Here is a 14,845-nt window from a genome sequence, read left to right on the forward strand (position 1 = left end):
TCCCGCGTGTTTGCATCCGGGCATGCCGTCGCCAGCGCCGTTGACCCGCCGCCGCGCCGTGGACCTCGTCCGCGTGGCCGCCGCGCTGTGTCCCATGACCGGCTGCGCACACGCCTCCTGACGTTCCGTCAAGCGCCCTTCAGTACACGCCAGTTGCGTACGTGGCATCCGCACCGACGGCTGCCGCCCCTGCCCCGGCCCTGGTGCGCGCCGACCCCTGCCGAGCTGTTCCGCCCCCCCCATGACGAGGAACCGCCATGCTGCCTTCCCGTACCCCCACCGGTCACCACGACGAAGCCGACTACGACCAGCGCCGTCTCCGCCAATGGCTCGCCGGTGAGGCCAGAGCCGACGGGGTCACCCGCCGGCGACTGCTCAGCCTGCTCGCCGCCACCGCCGCCGGAACCGCGCTCGGCACCGCACGACCCGCCCACGCCGCCGACACGCCGATCGTCAAGCCGTTGCCGCCCGAGTGGTTCATCCCGCGCGGCACCAACGCCGAGACCCGCTGGGAGGCCCTGCGCGGCACCGGCCACCACACCCCCAACGAACTGTTCTTCGTCCGCAACCACACCACCACCCCCGTCCTCGACGCCGACGAATGGCGGCTGCGGCTGTGGGGGAGCGGGCTGCGCGGCACGCCCGGCGAGGACCGGCCGGTGGAGTTCGGGTACGACGACCTGCGCGCCCTGCCCGCCGTCACCCGTACCGCCTTCGTCGAGTGCGCCGGGAACGGCCGCTCCTTCTACACGAGCCAGCAGGGCCAGACGGTCACCGGCACCGCGTGGACCCTCGGCGCGATCGGCGTCGCCCGCTGGCGCGGGGTGCGGCTGGGCGACGTACTGCGCAAGGCCGGACTGTCCCGGAACGCCGTCGACGTGCAACCGCGCGGTCTCGACGCCGAGTTCGTCAGCGGCGGCGAGAGCCTGGGCCGGGTGCGTCGGCCGCTGCCGCTGGCCAAGGCGCTGGACGACGTACTGCTCGCTTACGAGATGAACGGCGAGCCGCTGCCGTACGACCACGGGTACCCGGTGCGGGTGCTGGTGCCGTCCTGGATCGGGATCGCGTCGATCAAGTGGGTCGGCGACATCGAGGTGTCCGCGCAGCCGCTGTTCTCGCCCTGGAACACCGCCTTCTACCGGCTGTTCGGCTCCGCCTACCCGGAGGGCGGCAGCGCGCCGCTCACCCGGCAGACCGTGAAGAGCGCCTTCGAACTGGCGAGTGGGGCCACCTTCGCGGCGGGGGAGAGGCATGTGCTGCACGGGCGGTCGTGGTCGGGTGCGGGTGCCGTCGCCCGGGTCGATGTCAGCACCGACGGTGGGGTGAACTGGCGTCCGGCTCGGTTGCACGATCGGCCTCGGGCGGCCACCTGGACGCGGTGGTCCCTTGGGTGGCGGCCCGACGTACCTGGTGCCACGCACCTGCTGGCCCGGGCCACGGATACGGCGGGGCGTACGCAGCCGGATGTGGCGGTGCCGAACACGCAGGGGTACCTGTTCGATGCGGTGGTCCGGCATCCGGTGAGTGTCGTGTAGGGGTTGTCGGTCGGGTGCTGCGCCTTCGTGGCTGGTCGCGCAGTTCCCCGCGCCCCTTTGGGGCGCGCTGCTGAACTGCTAGTCGACCAGTTCCCGTACTAGTGCCGCCACTTGTTCCACCTCGATCAGGAAGCCGTCGTGGCCGTAGGGGGACTCGACCACGCGGAGGCCGTCCGCCGAGCCGATTCCTGCGGCGAGTTCGGCCTGTTGGGCCAGGGGATACAAACGGTCCGAACTCACCCCGGCAACAAGGGTGTTGGCCGTCACCCGGCGCAGGGCCGTGCGCGTACCGCCCCGGCCGCGGCCTACGTCGTGCGTGTTCATGGCGTCGGCCAGTGCCACATAGCTGCCCGCGTCGAAACGGCGTACCAGCTTGGCTGCGTGGTGGTCGAGATACGACTCGACCTGGTAACGGCCGCCGTTCCAGGGGTTCTCCGTGCCCTGGGGCGTGCGGCCGAAGCGGATCTGCAGTTCCGGCTCGCTGCGGTAGGTGACATGGGCGATGCGGCGGGCCAGGCCGAGTCCGGCGTACGGTCCCTGACCCGTGGCGTGGTAGTCGCCGTCGTGCCAGTGCGGGTCGCTGCGGATGGCGTGCAGCTGCATGCCGGCCCAGGCGATCTGCTCCGCGCTCGCCGCGGCCGTGGTGGCCAGCAGGAGCAGGGAGTTCGTGCGTTCCGGACGCGACACCGCCCACTCCACGGCCCGCATTCCGCCCATCGAGCCGCCGACGACCAGGGCCCAGCTGTCGATGCCGAGCGCGTCGGCCAGGTCGGCCTCCGCCGCGACCTGGTCGCGCTGGGTCAGGGTGGGGAAGGCGCCGCCCCAGTGCCGCCCGTCGGGGCGGGCCGAGGACGGTCCTGTGCTGCCCTGGCAGCCGCCCAGCACATTGGGCGCGACGACGAACCAGCGGTCCGTGTCCAGGGCCAGACCGGGTCCGATGAGGCCGTTCCACCAGCCGGGGGTGGGGTGACCGGGTTCGGCGGGACCGGCGACATGGCTGTCGCCGGTGAGCGCGTGCAGCACCAGTACGGCGTTGGAGCGGTCCGGCGCGAGCCGCCCCCAGGTCTCGAACGCCAGTCGTACGCCGGGCAGTTCACCGCCTGCCTCCAACGGCAGCGGCGTCTCCCGCACGTGCCACTGACGGCGACCCGGAGGGTCCCCCTCCCGCCAGGCCCCGGTGGGCGGTGGCGGGAGAGGGACCCCGGAGGTCGTCAGTACGGTGTTCAGGACGCGGCCTTCGCGGCGCGGAAGCCTGCCTCCAGGTCCGCCTTGAGGTCGGCGAGGTTCTCGATGCCGACCGACAGCCGCACCAGGCCGGGCGAGGTGCCCGTCGCCGCCAACTGCCCCTCGTCCAACTGGCTGTGGGTGGTGGACGCCGGGTGGATGATGAGGCTGCGGACGTCACCGATGTTGGCGAGATGGCTGAACAGCTCGACCGCGTCGACGAACCGCTTGCCCGCCTCGACCCCGTCCCGCAGCTCGAAGGCGAGGATCGCGCCGGCGCCGCGCGGCAGGTAGCGCTGCCCCGCCTCGTACCAGCGGTTGGACTCCAGTCCCGGGTAGTGGACGGCGGCGACCTCGTCGCGCTGCTCCAGCCACTCGGCCAGGGCCTGGGCGTTGGCGGAGTGCCGCTCGATACGCAGGCTCAGCGTCTCCACGCCCTGGAGGAGCAGGAACGCCGAGTGCGGGGAGAGCGCGGGGCCGATGTCCCGCAGCAACTGGACGCGCAGCTTGATGGCGAACGCGCCCGGGCCGAGCGCCGGCCAGTACTGCAGGCCGTGGTAGCTGGGGTCCGGCTCGGTGAAGTCGGGGAAGCGCTCGGGGTGCGCGCCGAAGTCGAAGGAGCCGCCGTCGACGACGACACCGGCGATCGTGGTGCCGTGGCCGCCGAGGAACTTGGTCGCCGAGTGGACGACGATGTCGGCGCCGTGCTCAAGGGGCCGCAGGAGGTAGGGAGTCGGGACCGTGTTGTCCACGATCAGCGGGACGCCCGCCTCGTGCGCGACGTCGGCGACGGCCTGTACGTCGAGCACGTTGCCGCGCGGGTTGCCGAGGGTCTCGGCGAACAGGGCCTTCGTGTTGGGCCGGATCGCCGACCGCCAGGCCTCGAAGTCGTCCGGGTCGTCGACGAAGGACACCTCGATGCCGAACTTGGGCAGCGTGTGCCGGAACAGGTTGTACGTGCCGCCGTACAGGGACGTACTGGAGACGATGTGGTCGCCCGCGCTCGCCAGCGTCAGGATCGCGAGGGTCTCCGCGGCCTGTCCGGAGGCCAGCGCGACGGCGGCGACACCGCCTTCGAGTGCGGCGATCCGCTGCTCGAAGACGTCCTGGGTGGGGTTGTGGATGCGGGTGTAGATGTTGCCGGGCTCGGCGAGGGAGAACAGGTCGGCGGCGTGCTGGGTGTCGCGGAAGACGAACGACGTCGTCTGGTAGATCGGCGTCGCGCGGGCCCCGGTCGTCGGGTCGGGGGCGGCGCCGGCGTGGATCTGCTTGGTCTCGAACGACCAGGCCGAGGTGTCGGGGCCGGCCGGCTCGTCCTCGGGGGTGTGACCTGCGGTGACGGAGTCGATGGGCTGGCTCATGGTTCTCCCTTGTGCGGGGCGTGCGGGGGTGTGCGAGGGGCACGGAAGGCTTTCCGGGATGCCTCAGGAGTGCTTCAGACGTGCTTCAGGGGTGCCTCGGACGACCGCGCGGCTGCCGCCCGGACCGGCAGGGACCGGGGCAGGGCGAAGGCAGCGCGGAGCGATGGCGAAAAGAGGGAACGGGTACCGGAGGGCGAGGTCAGCTCACGGCGGGACAACACGCGGTGGTGACAAGCCCGTAGTCAACGTGGCGACGAGTCACGAGCACGGTCATGGAGTCAGATAACCACAGCAAGGCCGCGAAGCACCAGCGCGTCAGGACCGTCTCACGAGGCAAGACGCATGGTGGACGCACCTTCTTCCGTGTGCTTTGATCCGGCCATGGAGACCACTGGCACGGCACACACGGTGCTGCTCGACCCCTTCTGGGTGAGCCGCCGCGCCGACCAGTTCGACCAGGTCTGTTGCTGACCGCCCCACACCGGTTCGCGACGCCCGCTTCTCTCTCCGCGCTTCCCTCCACCGGCAACTCCGCCCGTTCCCAGGGCGGTTCGCTGCTGCCGCTAAGGAGCACCATGGCTCAGCCCACAGCCCTGCCCGTCATCGATCTCGCCCGGTTCCGCGCCCCTGACACCGACCGCGAGACCTTCCTCGCCGAACTCCGCGCCGCCGCCCACGAGGTGGGCTTCTTCTACGTCACCGGACACGGCGTCCCCGCCGCCGTACGGACGAGGCACTCGACGCCGCCCGCGCCTTCTTCGCCCTACCTGAAGAGGAGCGGCTGGCGATCGAGAACCTCAACTCCCCTCAGTTCAGGGGCTATACGCGTACCGGAACCGAGTACACGGCCGGCAGTGCCGACTGGCGTGAGCAGATCGACATCGGCCCCGAACGCGTGGCCGTGGACGTCGGACCCGGCGACCCGGACTACCTCCGCCTCGTCGGGCCGAACCAATGGCCCACCGCGCTGCCGGAGTTGCGCGACATCCACGCCTGCACCCGGCTGTCCAACCCGACCACTGCAGTCGCCGAGGAACGCATCGCCTCCCTGGAGGGCGGCGCGGCGGCCGTAGCGGTGGCCAGCGGCCAGGCCGCGACCGCCCTCGCCCTGCTGAACCTCGCCCGCACCGGCGACCACATCGTCGCCTCGTCCTCCCTCTACGGCGGCACCCGCACCCTCCTCGAACACACCTTCGCCGACTTCGGCATCAAGGTCACCTTCATCGACGACCCGGACGACCTCGAAGCCTGGGCCTCGGCCATACGCCCGGCCACCAAGGTCCTCTTCGGCGAGAGCATCGGCAACCCGCGCGGCAACGTTCTCGACATCGATGCCATCGCCCGTATCGCCCACGAGGCCGGCGTCCCGCTCGTCATCGACAACACCGTGCTCACGCCCTACGCGATGCCCGGCCCGTACCCGGGCAGCCGCAGCGCCCGCTCGGGGTCGGCCGGTGAGAAGTGCCGGTTGCGGAAGACCTGGCCGGCCACCCCGAGCGCGATGTCCTTCTCCGAACAACGGGCCGTCGCGGTCAGTACCGCCGCACCCGCAGCCCCGGCCAACTCGCTGTAGACATGCAGGAGTTCGGTCTTCCCGCTGGCGACAGGGCTGCTGACGGAGGTGACGCTCCCGCGTCCGGCGAGACAGTCGGCCAGCAGCTCTCGCAGTCGCGTCACCTGGGTCTCACGTTCGACTAGAAGCACGGCAGGCTCCACATCCCACACGTCGCAGTGGCGTTGTAGGTAGCTCGGACATCAACGCCGTCGGTGACATCCATCCCGGTGCCGACCAGTGGGGACTGGCGGCGACCGGTAGTGAAGGGAGGCGAGGGGTCCGTTCCGCTACGGTGCGGACGCGGCGCCCGGAAGCAGCCGCGCACGGATCAACTCGCCGATACGGTCCTGGTGTTCGGCCAGGAAGAAGTGACCGCCGCCGAAGGTCAGCACCTCGGTCGGGCCGCTGGTGTGGCCCTCCCAGGCGCGCGCCTCGTCGGCCGTCACCTTCGGGTCCGAGTCGCCCACCAGCACGGTGACCGGCGCCTCGACCAAGGGGCCCGGCCGATGGCGGTAGCGCTCGATGGCCCGGTAGTCGCCGCGCAGCGTCGGCAGGATCATCGCGACCAGGTCCGGCTCGTTCAGCACCTCGGGCGGCGTGCCGCCCTGTCGGACTATCTCCGCCAACAGTTCCTGGTCGTCGGCGAGATGGAGCCGCTCGTCACGCGTGGTGGACGGCGCTCGTCTGCCGGAGACGAACAGCGCGGCCGGCCCCGACCCCGTCGACGCCGTCAGGCGGCGGGCCGTCTCGTACGCCACCACCGCGCCCATGCTGTGCCCGAGGAAGGCGGGCGGATCGCCCCACCACGGCTTCAGCACCCGGGCGAGCGTGTCGGCCAGGGACTCGATGTCCTCGATCTGCGGCTCCGCCCGGCGCTCCTGGCGCCCCGGGTACTGCACGGCCAGCACCTCCACCCGGGGGTGCAGCAGCCGGGAGAGCCCGAAGTAGAAACCGGCCGACCCGCCGGCGTGCGGGAAACACACCAGTCGGGCGGGCGCGCCCGGGGCGGGGTGGAAGCGTCGTATCCACAAGTCGGTGTCGAGGGCCGTCGTCATGCCGGTGATCCCTGTCCTTCCTGGCTCCGGTCGGGCCGGGGCAGTGCGGCGAGCAGTTCACGAGTGTACGGATGGACCGGGCTGTCGAAGATCTGCCCGCCCTCGCCGCTCTCCACCAGCCGCCCGTCCTTCATCACGATCACCCGGTCACTGACGTGATGAATTACCCCGAGATCGTGCGAGATGAACAGCAGAGCCACCCCCAACTCCCGCTGGAGACCGGCCAAAAGGTCCAGAACCTGCGCCTGGACCGACACGTCGAGCGCGGACACCGGCTCGTCGCACACGATCAGCCGGGGCCGGGTGGCCAACGCCCGCGCTATCGCGACGCGTTAGCGCTGCCCGCCGAACAGCTCCAGCGGACGCCGGTCCCCGAGCCGCGCCGACAGCCCTACCTGGCCGAGCAGTTCGGCCACCCGCGCGGAACGGTCCCGGCCGCGCCGCACCCCCGCCCTGGCCACGCCCTCCCCGACGATCCGCTCCACGTTGTGCCGGGGGTCGAAGGAGCCGAACGGGTCCTGGTGGACGACCTGGAGCCGCAGCCGCCGGTCCCGGCGCTCCCGTTCCGGCAGCCCGCTCCACGCCCCGCCCTCGAACCGCACGGTCCCCGCGTCCGGTTCCACCAGCCCCAGCACGATCCGGGCGGTGGTCGTCTTGCCGGACCCGGACTCCCCGACCAGCCCGAGAGTCTCCCCGACCCCGATCCGGAAGGGAAGCGGCTCGCCGGGGTGCCAGCAGAGCGTCCGGTGCCCGTCCGCGTCCGCCGGGGTCACCGGCAGCTCCGTACGACAGCGGGTGTCGGCCGCCGCACACCGGGCAGCCGCCGGGCCCCGCCTCCTCGCCCTGCTCCGGAGCTGTGACGGACAGCGCGCTCCCTTTGGAGCCGATTGTCGGCAACTGCTGGGCGGTGGTGAGCAGGGTCTCGATCTCACCGGCGGCACGCTTGTACCGTCCGGTGGTGGCCAACGACCTTCCCAGGGCAGGGGGTAAGCGCTCATGGGCGAAGGCGTGCACCTGGCTCTGCGCGGCGCGTGCGACTCCGAGGTAGATGGCGGAGGACAGGAGAAGCAGGACGCTGCCGGGGAGGGTGCCCGGGGCGGGATCGGCGCCGGGCGGGGCGAGTTCGTGGACGTACTCGGCGGGGATCTCGACGTCGGTGAAGGCGACCTCGTGGCTGCCGGTGGCGCGCATCCCCAACTGGTGCCAGGTGGGTACGATTTCGATGCCGGGGGTGTCGGCAGGGACGATGAAGTTGCCTACGCGGGGCGAGGGTTCGTCGGTCGCGGCCCACACCAGGAAGTAGCTGAGCCCCTCCGCCCCGGTGACGTACCGCTTGCGGCCCCGGATCGACCTGCCGGTCGAGGTGCGCCGGGCGGTGGTGGCCGGCAGCCCGCCCCGCGAGGAGGAGCCCATCTCGGGTTCCGCTCGGGCGTGGTTGAGGAGGGTGGGCCGTACGGCTGACTCGGCGAGCACGCGTGCGTACATCTCCTCCGGCCAGGGACTGCGGCTCTGGAGCAGATGCGGGACGATGGTCATCCCGGAGATGAGGGCGGTCGACGGATCGCCGTGACCGAGCGCCAGCAGAATCCTCGTGACCTCGGTGAAGGACGCCGCGGAACCGCCGTACCGAGGATCCACCCCGGCGGTCAACAGTCCTGCCTCGTGGGCCAGTTGGATCGGCGCGCGGGGAAAGGCCCCGCTGCGGTCGTACTCGGCGGCGGTCGCCGCGAGTGCCGTGCTCACCTCGTCCAGTCGGTCGAGAGCGGCGGGTAACAGTCGGCTTTCGGTGGCGGAACTCATGTCTATGTCTGTCCCTTGTGACTGGGGTAGCTGTCCGGACACGTGGGGTGAGCGGCACAGAGCAGCGGAGGGCGGCCCGATGCCGCACGGTGTGCGGAACCGACGTATTACGGGAGGAGGTTGTGTCAGGACCGAGAGCCGAGACCGAGACCGAGGTCGACGCCGACGAAACGGACCATGAGCGCGAGGCTCAACGACAACTGGTCGACTTAACCCTGCCGAAATCCACGACCCGGCACTGCGTCAGGCAAAGCATCAGACAGTCGCTCCGTCCCCGCAGGCATACGGAGACACTGGCCGGACACCGGCCGAACTCCGTAGCATTCGCAGGCCTGAACATGCCTCTGAGCATGAATGACGTTGGCCTGTGCGTCCAATGCCGAATTCTGATCAAAACCGATTGTGCCCGCTGATCGGTACGACAGCGGGATGTGCCTTGCTGGAGCGGGGGATGCGTTGGGGCGGTGCTCCTTGTTTGGATCACCGCCCCCTGACTCGCGACTGCTCGAAGCGGTTCACGCCGTACGGCGCAGCACACCTGTCTTCCCGCCCAGGGCGACCGAGAAGAGGTCCGTCACCTGGGCCAGGGCCTCGGCCGTGGCCGGGGCGACGATCGGGGTGCTGTGGTCGTCGGGGGCTATGTCCTTGTCGAGGGTGAACCAGCCGGGGACGATGTGGGACGCGCCCATGGAACTCAGTACGGGGCGCAACGCGTAGTCGATCGCCAGGACATGGGCCGTGCTGCCGCCGGTGGCCAGGGGCAGGACCGTCTTGCCGGTCAGGGCGTACTGGGGGAGCAGGTCGAGGAGGGACTTCAGCAGGCCCGAGTACGCGGCCTTGTACACCGGTGTGCCGATCACCACCCCGTCCGCCCGCTCGAAGAGTTCGGTGGCGGCGACGATCGCCGGGTGCTTGAAGTCGGCGCCCAGCAAAGCCTGTGCGGGCAGATTGCGTACGTCGAACGGTGTCACGTCGTGGCCCTGTGCGCGGAGCCGGTCGTCCAGGTGGCGCAGCAGGCGTGAGGTGCGGGACGTGGGGGAGGGGCTGCCGGAGACGGACAGGATGGCGGCCATGGGAGAGCCTTCCGGGATCGGGATTCAGATGTGGCGGAGGGGGAGCGGGACGCTCGTGCGGCGGGCGCTCACCAGCTCACCAGGCGCTCGAACGCACGCTGACCAGTGGCCGCAGTTCGTTGCGTACCGTTTCGAGGAAGGTGACGACCTCGGCCGCCGCCGAGCGGTGCTGGAGGTCGTTGAGCACGTCGTGGTGGGCCCCGTGGACGACCGAAAGACGCGCGCTGGGAAGGGACTTGGCGGTGCGTTCCAGCGCCTCGTGGTCCGCCAGCGGGTCGGCGTCACCGACGAGGAGCAGCACCGGGACGTCGACCGCGCCCTCGTCCAGGGCAGCCAGCACCGACTCCGGGACCGCGTCCGCCAGCGCGCCGCGCCGGACCTCCGGGTCCTGGGTGAGCGTCCCTCGGTGCGCCGGGCAGGACGTGCGTACGTCGAGTTCGTCGTCCCACGTGCCCGCGGAGGTGGAAGGGGAGGTGGAGGTGGAGTCGGCGGTACGTCCCGGTAGGCCGGCCAGGACCACGGCTTCGGGCCGGGCAGCCGTCGGAACGTCCTGTCTGCCCAGCAGCGCGGCCACCGCCGCCGCCCCCGAGTCGGCTCCTACGAGGATCACGGGCCGGACCACACCGTCCTCGCCCGCCGTCCCTTCGACGGCCTCGGCCAAGCCGGACGCGAACGCCGCCAACGAGGCCTCTGGATCCGCCTGTTCGAGGAACGGCGCGTCGATCACCCGTACGCGATAGGCGTCCGCGGCGAGTCGCTTGCCGAAGCGGACGTAGGTCGCCCGGGTCTCGCCACGGCCCGGCACCACGATGACGGTGCCCCGGACCCGGAGGCCCTCGGGGCCGAAGTAGTCGCTGTGGTAGGTCATTTCACGCTCCTGCGGATGCGGATACAGAGGTAATGGAGGTAGGGGTGGAGGTGGAGGTCAGTGCTGGCTTTGTGTTGTGTGCCGGGGTCCAGCCCAGTGCCGGTGCCACCTCGGTCGCGATGAGTTCCAGCGCCCGGATCGCCGCGTCGTGGTCGGGAACCGCCGGGTTGAACTGGGTGATCAGGTCCGTCGCGACCGGCAGGACCTTCTCCTCCCGCAGCGCCGCCACGATGTCGTCGGGGTGGCCGTAGAAGGAGTGGTAGCGGCGCAGCGCCTCCTCCGCGTCCAGCCCCTTGGGGAACGCGCCGCTGTCGGCCATCCGGAGCGCCGACCTGTGGATGTCCTCGCTGATGTGCGCCAGCGCCGTACGCCGGTCCTTGGCCGGGAACACGAACCGGGAGAGGCCGATGCGCGGGCGGCGCGGCTGCCCCCAGGCGTCGAGATAGGCGTCGGCCCAGGGGCGCTGCACCTCGTCGGTGGGCGCGTCGAAGCCGTAGGCGGCCCGGTTCAGCAGCAGGTTGGAGCCACTGTGCGCGGCGTACTCCGCACCTCCCGCGCTGAACACGCCCTGCCAGATCCGCTCTTCGAAGTCACCGGCCGCCGGCTGGATACGGAAGCCGGGCGCACGCACCTCGCGGTTGGCCAGCGCCTCCCGCAGCACCGCCAGGTGCTCGCTCGTCAACTCCCGCTTACGGGCGACGTCCTGGCGGAACGCCGCGTACTCCAGGTCGTTCGCCCCGCTGCCCACGCCGATCTCGACCCGGCCGCCGCTGAGCGTGTCGACGGTGGCGACATCCTCGGCCAACCGCACCGGATCCTCCAGCGGCAGGATCGTCACCGCCGTGCCGAGCCTGATCCGGGTCGTGCGCGCCGCCGCATGTGCAAGGAAAGTCCACGGCGAGGAGAGCCCGCCGCCCCCGAGAGGGACATGGTGCTGCGCGACCCAGCCGACGTCGAACCCCAACTCGTCGGCCACGACGAAGAGTTCCTGCGCGTTGCGGTAGGTGCGGGCGAGGTCGCCGTCGCGCCCCTGGACATGGGTGAGGAAACCGAGCCGGAAGCGAGGGCGCTCGCTCGTCATGGTTGGTGGCCTTTCGTGTCAGGCGGTCAGGGCGGTCGGGCGATCAGGCGTCCAGACGATCAGGCGGTCAGACGGCGGTCGTGGCCGCGCCCGCCGCCAGTACGCCGGTGTACGCGTGCTCCGCACCGGCCCGCCCCAGCACCAGGTCCAGCACCTCGGCGGCACCGCCCTCGGGCAGCCGTACGCCACGCCAGACGACGTGCTGGTCGGGCCGGATCAGGACGTTCGCGGTGCCGTACACCGCACGTGCCGCCGGGTCGGTGAGGTGGACGACCGTGAAGGGCAGGCCACGGGTGGCGGCCTCCGCCGCGAAGGCCCGCTCCACTGTCCGGTCCTCTGTGAGGACCAGCAGGCCGAAGGACGTGCCCAGGCGGTCGTAGAGCGTGCCGCCACCCGGGTCCACGGGACCGTCCGGCGCGCGGTGGCCGGGTCGCGGATCGTCCTCGTAGACGTCGGCCTGCCAGGGCGGCTCCTCGTCGAGTTGGCCCCGCTCGTACCAGACGGCCGCCGAGGCGTCGTACCGCTCGTCGAAGGCGACCCCGTCGTAGCCGAAGTGGTCCGCGCGCAGCCGCTCGGTGATCTCCGTACGGCGGCTGTCGGCCTCGGCGCCGTGGTCCGTGTCGTCGGGAATGCCGCCGGCCCGGATCTCCGCCAGCGTCGCCTGCGTACGGCGGGACCGTTCCAGGGAGTGGTCGGCGACCCGCCAGTTGTGCGGGCGGCGCTCCTGGTCGTAGCTGTCGAGCAGGGACTCCGGGGCGTGGCCGTCGATGACGGCGGCCAACTTCCAGCCCAGGTTGACCACATCGCCGATGCCCTCGCCCAAGTTGCCGCCGGGCGTGCGCACATGGGCGGCGTCACCGGCGAGCAGTACGCGTCCGCGCCGGAAGGTCTCGGCGATCCGGGTCGCGTGGTAGAAGGTCGTCGCCGACGCCAGTTCGAGATCGGCGTCGAACCCGAACGCCGCCCGCGCCACCGTCAGCAACTCCTCCTCGCTCGGCTCGTGTTCGAGCGGGTAGGGCCCGGCGTACACCCGCCACTCACGGGAACTGATGGCGGCCAGGAAGCCCGACGCCTCGGCGTTGACCACAATGTTGGTGGCGCTCGGCGCCGGACCGGCCCGCCCGGCGATGTCCCCGGTGCGCACGACCAGCCGCAGCCGCTTCTCGGTGGCGTGCTCCCCCTCCCGGTCGATACCGGCAAGCCGTCGGGTGGTGCTGCTGCCTCCGTCGGTGCCGAGGACGTAGGCGGCCCGGACGGTACGGGACGCCCCCAGGTCGGTGTCGACGACCTCGGCGGTGATCCCCTCGGCGTCCTCGTGGAGTGCTGTCAGCTCCCAGCCGCCGGCCACGCTCACGCGCTGCTCGGCCAGGTGGTCGAGGAAGACCTGCTGGAAGACCGTCTGAGGTCGGCGCAGGGCCTCGTCGGCGGAGTGGCCGAGGCGGCTGCCCCGGTCGGTGAAGGACGGGCTGGGCACGGACACCAGTTCGTGGCCGACGAGGGACGTGACCAGCCTCGTACCCCGGTGCCACTCCGGCGGATAGGTCCAGGCGTCCCGGACCCGCTGGAGCAGTCGCCAGCGGCGCAGATGCTCCACGACACGCGGGGTGTGGCCCATCGCCCCCGCCCGCACCAGACTCGCGGTGCGGGCACGCTCGACGACGGCGACCCTGACCCCGCGCGAGGTCAGCTCGACCGCCGCCGCGAGGCCCACCGGACCCGCGCCGACGATCAGTACGTCGACCGCCGCCGGGGGAGTGGCGGACGGGAAGCGGACGGTGTGGACGTCACGGCCCCCCGTCACCGACAGTTCGGCCACCGCCGGGTCGGCCGACGACGGGTTGGCCAACGGCAGTTCGCTCACCGGCAGTTCACTCATGGCGCTGCCCTCAGTCGCTCACGAGCTGAGGCTCGCGAGTGTGCGTGTGCCGGTTGGCGGGGATCGGCAGGCCGAGGTTGCCGCGCAGGGTGTCGGACGTGTACTCGGTGCGGAACAGGCCGCGCTTCTGGAGGAGCGGGACGACACCGTCGACGAAGTAGTTCAGCTCCTCCTCGGTACGGAAGGCGAGGTTGATGCCGTCGAAGGCACCGGCCTCGAACCACTGCTGGATGCTGTCGGCCACGGTCCGCGGGTCCCCGACGAACGGCGACTGACGGAACTGGTTGACGGACTCCGCCACTTGACGCAGCGTCAGCTTCTCGGCGCCGGCCCGCTCGATGAGTTGCGCGGCACCCGTGCGCCCGCCCTTCTCGGCGAGGTGGGCGACGTCCGGGAAGGGCGCGTCCAGGTCGTAGACGCTGAAGTCGTGGGCTCCGAAGGCGCGGCCCAGCAGGGCGAGGTTGCGGTCGAAGTCGTCGTCCTCCTCGAAGATCTCCCGCTCGCGGCGCTTGGCGGCCTCGTCGGTGGCGGCGACGACCGGGCCGCCGTGGATGAGGATCTTGACGTGGTCGGGGTCGCGGCCGTAGGCGGCGGTGCGCTGCTTGATGTCGGCGTAGTAGTCCCGCGACGACTCCAGGGTGCCCCCGGGCGCGAAGATGCCCTCGGCGACCTGCGCGGCGAGATCACGGCCCTCCTCGGACACTCCGGCCTGGAAGATCACCGGCTGGCCCTGCGGGGAGCGGGACAGGTTCAGCGGACCCGCGATCTTGAAGTGCTCGCCCGCGTGGTCGAGTTCGTGCAGCTTGGCCGGGTCGAGGAAGAGACCCCGCTCCACGTCGGCGGGGAACGCGTCGTCCTCGTAGGAGTCCCACAGACCACGCGCGACCTTGACGAACTCCAGGGCGCGGCCGTACCGGGTGGCGTAGTCGAGGTGCTCGTCGAGCCCGAAGTTCTTGGACGTGCCGGTGTCGAAGCTGGTCACGACGTTCCAGCCGGCCCGGCCACCGCTGATGTGGTCGAGCGAGGCGAACCGACGGGCCAGGTTGAAGGGCGAGTTGTACGTCGAACTCGCTGTGCCCACCAGGCCGAGGTGCTTGGTGTGGGTGGCGACCGCCGACAACAGGGTCAGCGGTTCGAGGCGGTTGAGGTAGTGCGCCGGGTAGGTCGAGTTGATGAACTGGCTGTCGACGATGAACAGGGCGTCGAACAGGGCGTGTTCGGCAGCCTGGGCCAGCCGTATGTAGTAGTTGATGTCGATGCTGGCGTTCTTCGCGACACGCGGGTCCTTCCACAGGCCGTGCTGGCCCGGGCCGCCGACGCCGTAGGGGTGGAGCGCGAGATGGAGGGAGCGGGGCATGACTGTTCCTGTTCTGTCGAGATCTGCTGAGTACTGCCGAGTTCCTGCTGGGTTCCGCTG

The 14,845-nt window shown here is 71.1% G+C and carries 13 protein-coding genes and 4 pseudogenes; 5 read left to right on the plus strand and 12 right to left on the minus strand.

What is annotated here, in order from left to right:
- The first annotated feature begins 22 nt into the window (after window positions 1-22).
- Entirely contained in the window at window positions 23-121 is a 99-nt protein-coding gene (locus CW359_RS47530) for a putative leader peptide (RefSeq protein WP_408647463.1), read from the plus strand.
- A gap of 136 nt (window positions 122-257) precedes the next feature.
- On the plus strand, window positions 258-1,535 hold the full coding sequence (locus CW359_RS08545; RefSeq protein ID WP_105969164.1) for a sulfite oxidase: 1,278 nt from the start codon (window positions 258-260) through the stop codon (window positions 1,533-1,535).
- 78 nt (window positions 1,536-1,613) lie between these two features.
- On the opposite strand, the gene metX is transcribed toward CW359_RS08545, so the two are convergent.
- Window positions 1,614-2,762 carry a homoserine O-acetyltransferase MetX gene (metX, locus tag CW359_RS08550; protein ID WP_198655150.1) on the minus strand — a complete coding sequence of 383 codons (1,149 nt, stop codon included), beginning with the start codon at window positions 2,760-2,762 and terminating at the stop codon, window positions 1,614-1,616.
- Window positions 2,759-4,120, minus strand: coding sequence for a bifunctional o-acetylhomoserine/o-acetylserine sulfhydrylase (locus CW359_RS08555; protein ID WP_105969166.1), 1,362 nt, complete (start codon window positions 4,118-4,120; stop codon window positions 2,759-2,761). The genes metX and CW359_RS08555 overlap by 4 nt, the downstream gene beginning before the upstream one ends.
- Before the next feature lie 575 nt (window positions 4,121-4,695).
- On the opposite strand from CW359_RS08555, the pseudogene CW359_RS47295 reads away from it, so the two are divergent.
- Together CW359_RS47295 and CW359_RS47300 are read left to right on the plus strand one after the other, a co-directional pair.
- A pseudogene (locus CW359_RS47295) lies at window positions 4,696-5,024 on the plus strand (2-oxoglutarate and iron-dependent oxygenase domain-containing protein); the annotation flags it as partial.
- Between the two features lie 60 nt (window positions 5,025-5,084).
- A pseudogene (locus tag CW359_RS47300) lies at window positions 5,085-5,528 on the plus strand (aminotransferase class I/II-fold pyridoxal phosphate-dependent enzyme); the annotation flags it as partial.
- Between the two features lie 434 nt (window positions 5,529-5,962).
- Here the strand turns inward: CW359_RS47300 and CW359_RS08565 are convergent.
- From CW359_RS08565 to CW359_RS47535, 4 genes and pseudogenes are all read right to left on the minus strand, one after another.
- A complete protein-coding gene (locus CW359_RS08565) occupies window positions 5,963-6,730 on the minus strand; it encodes a thioesterase II family protein (RefSeq protein ID WP_105969167.1) in 768 nt (255 codons plus the stop codon).
- Entirely contained in the window at window positions 6,727-7,041 is a 315-nt protein-coding gene (locus CW359_RS46325) for an ABC transporter ATP-binding protein (RefSeq protein ID WP_232838295.1), read from the minus strand. Before CW359_RS46325 ends, CW359_RS08565 begins: the two co-directional genes overlap by 4 nt.
- A gap of 21 nt (window positions 7,042-7,062) precedes the next feature.
- Window positions 7,063-7,503 (minus strand): ATP-binding cassette domain-containing protein, encoded by a 441-nt coding sequence (locus CW359_RS46330; RefSeq protein ID WP_232838296.1) that lies wholly within the window; start codon window positions 7,501-7,503, stop codon window positions 7,063-7,065.
- Window positions 7,504-7,939: 436 nt separating this feature from the next.
- Window positions 7,940-8,143 (minus strand): annotated as a pseudogene (locus tag CW359_RS47535) (acyl-CoA dehydrogenase family protein); the annotation flags it as partial.
- Here CW359_RS47535 and CW359_RS46335 point away from each other — a divergent pair.
- A complete protein-coding gene (locus CW359_RS46335; protein WP_232838297.1) occupies window positions 8,052-8,300 on the plus strand; it encodes a hypothetical protein in 249 nt (82 codons plus the stop codon). The pseudogene CW359_RS47535 and the gene CW359_RS46335 sit on opposite strands and share 92 nt — an antisense overlap.
- Window positions 8,301-8,323: 23 nt before the next feature.
- On the opposite strand, the pseudogene CW359_RS47540 reads toward CW359_RS46335, so the two are convergent.
- The 6 genes and pseudogenes from CW359_RS47540 to CW359_RS08600 all read right to left on the minus strand — a co-directional run.
- Window positions 8,324-8,530 (minus strand): annotated as a pseudogene (locus CW359_RS47540) (acyl-CoA dehydrogenase family protein); the annotation flags it as partial.
- Window positions 8,531-9,045: 515 nt separating this feature from the next.
- On the minus strand, window positions 9,046-9,603 hold the full coding sequence (ssuE, locus tag CW359_RS08580) for an NADPH-dependent FMN reductase (RefSeq protein WP_105969168.1): 558 nt from the start codon (window positions 9,601-9,603) through the stop codon (window positions 9,046-9,048).
- 76 nt (window positions 9,604-9,679) lie between these two features.
- Window positions 9,680-10,471, minus strand: a complete 792-nt coding sequence (locus CW359_RS08585) for an alpha/beta hydrolase (protein WP_105969169.1) — start codon at window positions 10,469-10,471, stop codon at window positions 9,680-9,682.
- 1 nt (window position 10,472) lies between these two features.
- On the minus strand, window positions 10,473-11,552 hold the full coding sequence (locus CW359_RS08590; RefSeq protein ID WP_105969170.1) for an LLM class flavin-dependent oxidoreductase: 1,080 nt from the start codon (window positions 11,550-11,552) through the stop codon (window positions 10,473-10,475).
- Between the two features lie 67 nt (window positions 11,553-11,619).
- Window positions 11,620-13,428 (minus strand): FAD-dependent oxidoreductase, encoded by a 1,809-nt coding sequence (locus CW359_RS08595; RefSeq protein WP_232838298.1) that lies wholly within the window; start codon window positions 13,426-13,428, stop codon window positions 11,620-11,622.
- Window positions 13,429-13,438: 10 nt separating this feature from the next.
- Entirely contained in the window at window positions 13,439-14,785 is a 1,347-nt protein-coding gene (locus CW359_RS08600; RefSeq protein ID WP_105969171.1) for an LLM class flavin-dependent oxidoreductase, read from the minus strand.
- Window positions 14,786-14,845 lie beyond the last annotated feature (60 nt).

Source organism: Streptomyces geranii, assembly GCF_002954775.1.
In the GTDB taxonomy this organism is placed as follows: domain Bacteria; phylum Actinomycetota; class Actinomycetes; order Streptomycetales; family Streptomycetaceae; genus Streptomyces; species Streptomyces geranii.